The organism is Prosthecobacter debontii, assembly GCF_900167535.1.
GTDB classification, from domain to species: Bacteria; Verrucomicrobiota; Verrucomicrobiia; order Verrucomicrobiales; family Verrucomicrobiaceae; genus Prosthecobacter; species Prosthecobacter debontii.
Genome location: NZ_FUYE01000027.1, coordinates 46768 through 52767, shown reverse-complemented (window position 1 = coordinate 52767; position 6000 = coordinate 46768). Strand labels below are relative to the sequence as shown.

Below are 6000 nucleotides of genomic sequence, written 5' to 3'. Positions count from 1 at the left end.
CGATACGTTCACGTAAATCCAGAGAAAGAGTGGCCATGCTCAGACTATCTCACACTCCCTCTTGTTACGCTATAGAATTATTTAATATGCTCTAGGGTGGCCACATTCCGACGAAAGCGGTGTCGTCGAGGAAAGGGCTATGCTCTTGCCTCTCTGCCACCGCACTTCGGGACGCTGTCGCGACTGCACAGCCCTCTCTCAAGCGACCTTCACGATCAGTTGGAAGGATGCACCGCGCCCGTCGGTCTTTTGATGCACCAGATCACCGCCCAACTCGCGGGCCAAACGGCGGCTGAGCGCCAAACCCAGACCCACGCCTGGAGCGCTGTGGGCGGCCTCAGTGGCGGATTTGCTGAAGGGCTGGAACAGACGTTTCTTTTGGGCCTTCGGCAAGCCGGGTCCGTAATCGCGCAGGGTGAAGCTGATGCGGTCCCCCAGGCGATGCACCTGGAGATCGAGTGCGCGGGACTGGCAATCCGGGGCGGCGTATTTACTGGCGTTGTCGGTGAGGTTGAAGAGGATCTGTTCAACGGCCATAGCATCCACACGCACGTCGGAGGCGAGGGCTGAGGGTTCGGCTTGGAGATTGATCTGGAGATCCACCTGATCCGCACGTTGACGCAGGCGCGGGAGGATACGGTCTAACAAACTTTCCACTTGAATGGTTTCCATTCGCCCCGCCGTGCGACCGCGCTCAATGCGCGAGTAAGCGAGCACGTTTTCCACCAGATGCATGAGGCGGGTGGATTCATCGCAGAGGGTTTGCAGATAACTGCGACGCTGAGTGGCATCGGGCACCATGTCATCGGCCAGCATCTCTGAATACAGGCGGAAGGTGGTCAGAGGCGTGCGTAGCTCATGTGTGACCGCCGAGACAAAGGCACCGCGTCGTTCACTGAGGCGCACGGCCCGATGCAGCACGAAGGCGATGGCAAGGGAGGCGGCAATCAAACAGAGCCAAGCGATGGCGAGTGTGGGTTTCAGGGCCGAGCCGAGGTCGGCGGGCGAAACAGGGACCCGCCCCGTGAACAGTTTGACTGGGAGCGTGACGAGAGCCAGCGCATCGGTGCGTGCAGCGGAGGGGCTGATGGACTGCAAGCGCGCCTCAGGCAGAAGGTCGCGCACGCTATCGAGCAGACGGGTTTGCAGTTGCTCCCAGTCTAACCAAACACCTTGCAAACGATTTTGGCCTTCGAGTGTGGCGGTGCGCAGCAGCAGCAGTTCATTCTCCAGCCAGACCGCTTGCAGATCTCCTGCCAGGGATGGGAGCGACTGCCGTTGTGTTTTGTCTGCAGAGGGCGTGCCGGAGTCTGATTTTTGACTGCGATATCGGCTGGTGATGATGTCCAGGGGTGAGCGAGTTTCGGCTTCGGAAGTAGAGCTTTCTGCCAAAGTGGACGTGGCGACCTCGGCGACCTTGGAAGGTGGTGGTGCGACCTTCTTTAGAGGGGGTTGATAGCGTTGCTTTTCCTGAGCCGAGACATTGCTGGTGACGATGGCGGAGCGCTGTGTTTGTTCGATGGAATTGGCGACACTTTGCACATCCAATTTGTCGTCCTTACTCATGACAGCCTTGGCCTTTTCTGCCTCTGGCGCGGCTGGCGTCGTGGGTTTGATCTGGATGAGCTGGGTGCTGGTCTGGGCCGTGGCTTGCTTCACCTCGGGATGCCTTTTGAATAGAGTCTCCAGAGTGGTCAGATTCTGTTGGGTGTCTCGGTTGGCTTGGGAATTGAGCACATACCAGCTCGTGGCGAGTTCGCGCTGCGCGCCGCTCGGGGCCTGAGGGCTGGTGAGGGAGACCTGGGTGGTGGGCAACTCAAAGTGCAGCTTCACCAGATCGGGAAGATTCCCAAACAGTGGCGAAGGCATGAGGGCTTGCCCTTTGGGGATGCTCTCGGTCTTGCTGGCAAACAAATCATCGGGCGCATAGAAGGCCTGATAGTGATAGGCTGGGCGTGAGTTTTCCCGGATCAACAGCGCACTGGCCAGGGAATCCATACGCCAGAGCGCGAGCCGCACCTTTTCCTGCACCTGGGCATCCTCAGCCGTGAGCTGGCGCTGATGCTCCAGATCCAGCATGCGTAGGCTGATCCACACCATCGCTCCGGTGAAAACCAGGAGGCAGAGGGTGAAGAGAAACCAGCGGAGGAAAGGGCGCATGGGAGGAGGTGGAGTTCAGTAAGCAGTGTTCAGTGTTCAGTGTTCAGTGTTCATGAAGGTCATATCGGACACGTGGGGGATGATTGAATACTGTTTACTGAAAACTGATCACTGTATTGTCACTGGCTCAACATATAGCCCTTGCCTCGGACGGTGAGCAGGAACTTGGGTTCGCTGCCGTTGTCTTTGAGCTTGGCGCGGAGATTGGCGATGTGCATGTCAATGGTGCGGGTCTCCATCTGACGCGGTTCGATGCGCCAGACGCGGCGGAGAAGTTCCTCGCGTGAGATGGCGCGACCCCGATGAGCGGCGAGGTATTCGATGAGCCCGCATTCGCGATCCGAGAGTTCTTCACGTCCACCGTCATGGTAGCGGAGTTCCATGCGTTCGATGTCAGCGACACCTGAAGGAAAGGGGATCTGCTGAACAGGCTTGGGACGTTCAGGGGATCGGCGTAAAACGGCCTCCACGCGTGCCAGCAGTTCGCGCACGCTGAAGGGTTTCACCACATAGTCATCCGCGCCTAACTTTAAGCCTTTCACTCGATCCGCCTCCTCGCCTCGTGCTGAGAGAATGATCACAGGGGTGCCGGGACGATGATCGCGCAAGGCACGCAGGATCTCGAAGCCGTTGTAGTTGGGCAGCACAAGGTCCAGCAGCATGAGATCAAAGGAAGCCTTCTGAGCCTGCTCCATGCCAGAGCCTCCCTCCGCAGCTTCGAGGACTTCGTAGCCCGAGAACCGCAAGGCATCACACACACCACGCCGGATGGCGCTGTCATCTTCAACAACCAGGATCGTGGACATGGGCGGTGATTCGAAAGGAGACGATTGTGTCCCATGAGTCCTATAAGACTGATGGGACACATTCAAGAACGAAGCGAAGGTTTGGCTATGACGATCACTTAAACGTGATGGCCTTCTTGGCGGCCTGTTCACGCACCGCTTTCACCATGGCTTTGTCAAGGGTGTCGTCAGCGCCACTTTCTTTGGCTTTTTCAGCCACATATTTCTGACGCTCTTCATTGAGCTTGTTGATCTGAGTTTGGATCTTTTCGCGCTCGGCGGCCTTTGCATCCAGGTAGGCCTGACGCTTCTCGGGTGCCAGATCTTTGAGTTCGATTGGCAGCTCGGCTTCGGGGATTTTGTCCAGTTTAACGCCAGCTTTTTTGTTCGCATCCACCAGATCCCAGCCTGTGTTGCTATAGTTAGAGCTGGCTTTGGTCAGGGCCCGCTGCACAGCGGCTCCGGCTTTTTCATAGAAGCTTGCGTTGCTGTCCTGGGCAACCTGATTGGAGGCTCCTCGGTGGCCATCTTTTCCATACATGATGTAGGTCTTGTTCAGCTCGATGCTCAGTTGAGTGATTTCTTTATCCTGCGGAGCTTCGATGTGAACGATGGCTTTATCTTGATCAATGGTCAGGAAGCGACCTTCCGCCAACGCGGCTCCGGTGCGCCAGCCGCCGTTTTCGCCATCCCCCTGATTGCCGCAATGGATGGTGTTGACGACGACGCCTTTCTGGATGGCGGCTTTACAGGCGTCTTGCGAGTTCACCGGTCCTTGGGTGAAGGGCTCATTCCCAGCGATGAAGATGGCCTTGTAAACCTGACCATCTTTGTCCCAAGCCAGTTTGTCCAGAGCCTCGCGAATGACGGCGCCGCAGTATTCATCTCCACCATTGGTGGTGAGTTTGAAAAGCTGCTCGGAGACCTTATCGAGATCGCGCGTGAAGGGCAGCACCTGGCGGATGTAGTTGCTGCCGACACTCAGCCCATTGTTACCGTATTCATATAGAGCTACCTGCACGACCGGGGTTTTGTCGCCCTGCTTGGCGTCGTTGAATTCATTGACGATTTTCCAGAGCTGGGTCTTGGCTTGCTCAATGAGGCCATTCATGCTGCTGCTGGTATCCAGGAGGATGGCAATTTGAACCAAGGCCTCCTGGTCGGTCACGGGTTTGGTCTCGATGATGGTCTGAGACTTGTCTTTTTCCGTGATGGTCACGGTGACGGTGCCCTCAGCGGCGGTGGCTTGAGTGGCCAGTGCAACGCTGCTCAGCAGGCTGAGGCAAGCGGGGCGAAAGAAAGAAGGAAGGGTAAGTGCTTTCATGGCACCCCCAGCCTCACCGACAGACTTCTCGGCGTCTGTAAAGCGTGTGTAAAACGATACCCGTTTTATCCTCCCAGATATCGGACCCAAGGAAGCTGCGTCAAGGTGCCTTGTCTGGAGTTGGTGCAGGCACTTCTGAAACCAGCACGGAGGTTTGGGGGGCCTTGCCGTAGTAAAAAGACAAGTAGTGCATGCCCTTGATGAATGTGGCGTTCACATTGCCAGCATCAAAGGTCACTTTACTGCCAAGTGCGACCACTTCGGAAGGTGGCCAAGCGAGGTGACTGTTAAACACTTGGTTAGGATTCACCACCCTTCGACGCAGAATGCCTGCGCCACGGTGATAGTAATAGTTGCTCAGCAGTCCGGTTTCAGCATCCAGGACGAGGCTGGGGGTGGAGGCGGAGACATCGCCGATGTTGGTGCGCGTGCGTGTCCAGGTCTTGCCGTAGTCTGTGGAAGTGATCTGAAACTGAGCGCGCTCGGTGGTGGTGCCGCCGAGTTCGGTGCGCGCAATGCAGAGGATCTTGCCATCTCCCAGATAGACGGCGGCGGGCTCGGTCGGCCAGTCGCCTCGGAGCAGGCCAGTCTCGATGGGCGTTTGCGTCCAGGTGGCGCCGTTATCACCGCTGGTCAGGGTGCCCCAGGAATTGGTCGGCTTATCTCCGTAATCCCCGGCGAACCACAGGGCCATGAGACCGACGGTGGGGACCTCGAAGACATCGGTGATCTGCATGGGATTGACCTCGAGCTTCGGAGTCGCTACGAGGGTGAAAGTCACGCCATCCGTGGTGCGGTAGAGATCGTGCTGCCACGGCTTACCCACACGCCGTACCCAGAGAAGCATCGTGCCATCCGCATCCAGGCCCTTACCGGTGGGCACCTCGCCATAGCCAGGTGTGTTGGCGACGACGGTTTCATCGGTCCAGGTTTTGCCGCCATCCGTGGAGGTGCGGGCATAAACCGCACGGGCGTCTTCCCCAATCGTGTGCCCTTGGCCACGCGTGTAAACGCAGACCAACTTGTTGCCGATGGCCTGCATCATGGGCCAGGAGTTATAGCCAGGAACATCCTGCACGACATGAACCTTGGCGGGAGCTTCTACTGGCGTCACCTTGACCATGATGAGTCCGGCGGGTTTGATGAAGGTATCGGCTGGATCTCCCGGCTCACGCTGAATGCGCAGCCAGAGAGGTGCATCGGGCACCACCTCATAGCAGGACTCCAGCAGGATGGTCCGGGTCTGAAGTGGTGCGGCGGGAAGCGCGGTCCGCACGGGCATGCCTTGATGGTAACGATCCATCACGGGTGCATGATCCACCAACTGAGAGAGGTGAACTCGATAAACATCTTCAAAGTTAGGGCCGGTGGTCGGATCATTCGTGGTCACCACGATCTCGACCTTCACCGCCTCACATTGACGGGGGAGGGTGACAAGACCCGCAACGGATTGCCCAACGGTACCCCCTGACAAAGACCAGACCGGAATGTGCACGGAGCCGCTGGACATGAGCACCAACGACGGCTGACCGGTCGCGATGGACAGTTGATTGGCAGTCAGGCAGATCGAGTCGGCTTGATGGTGTTCACCGGTGGGCGAGAGTGATGAGCTCTCTCCAAAGCAGGAGACAGTGGCGGTCAAAAGGGCTGCACAGAGAAGGCTGTTTTTCATGGTGGGTCAAAATGACGCAGCGGGATGTGACTCTCTATCGGGATCATTTTCCGCAGGCT

At 57.7% G+C, this 6000-nt stretch carries 4 protein-coding genes; all 4 read right to left on the bottom strand.

What is annotated here, in order from left to right; all coding sequences use genetic code 11:
* Positions 1-198 precede the first annotated feature (198 nt).
* Positions 199-2160, bottom strand: coding sequence for a sensor histidine kinase (locus tag B5D61_RS24505; RefSeq protein ID WP_078816060.1), 1962 nt, complete (start codon positions 2158-2160; stop codon positions 199-201).
* Between the two features lie 119 nt (positions 2161-2279).
* Complete coding sequence (locus B5D61_RS24500) at positions 2280-2966, bottom strand: response regulator transcription factor (RefSeq protein WP_078816058.1); 687 nt, start codon at positions 2964-2966, stop codon at positions 2280-2282.
* 94 nt (positions 2967-3060) lie between these two features.
* Positions 3061-4269 carry a vWA domain-containing protein gene (locus tag B5D61_RS24495; RefSeq protein WP_078816057.1) on the bottom strand — a complete coding sequence of 403 codons (1209 nt, stop codon included), beginning with the start codon at positions 4267-4269 and terminating at the stop codon, positions 3061-3063.
* A gap of 100 nt (positions 4270-4369) precedes the next feature.
* Entirely contained in the window at positions 4370-5941 is a 1572-nt protein-coding gene (locus B5D61_RS24490) for a sialidase family protein (RefSeq protein WP_139373485.1), read from the bottom strand.
* Positions 5942-6000: the final 59 nt, after the last annotated feature.

Excerpts from the sequence above, each read along its gene's own strand:
- B5D61_RS24505 (WP_078816060.1), bottom strand. The coding sequence starts at position 2,160 with ATGCGCCCTTTCCTCCGCTGGTTTCTCTTCACCCTCTGCCTCCTGGTT.
- B5D61_RS24500 (WP_078816058.1), bottom strand. The coding sequence starts at position 2,966 with ATGTCCACGATCCTGGTTGTTGAAGATGACAGCGCCATCCGGCGTGGT.
- B5D61_RS24495 (WP_078816057.1), bottom strand. The coding sequence starts at position 4,269 with ATGAAAGCACTTACCCTTCCTTCTTTCTTTCGCCCCGCTTGCCTCAGC.
- B5D61_RS24490 (WP_139373485.1), bottom strand. The coding sequence starts at position 5,941 with ATGAAAAACAGCCTTCTCTGTGCAGCCCTTTTGACCGCCACTGTCTCC.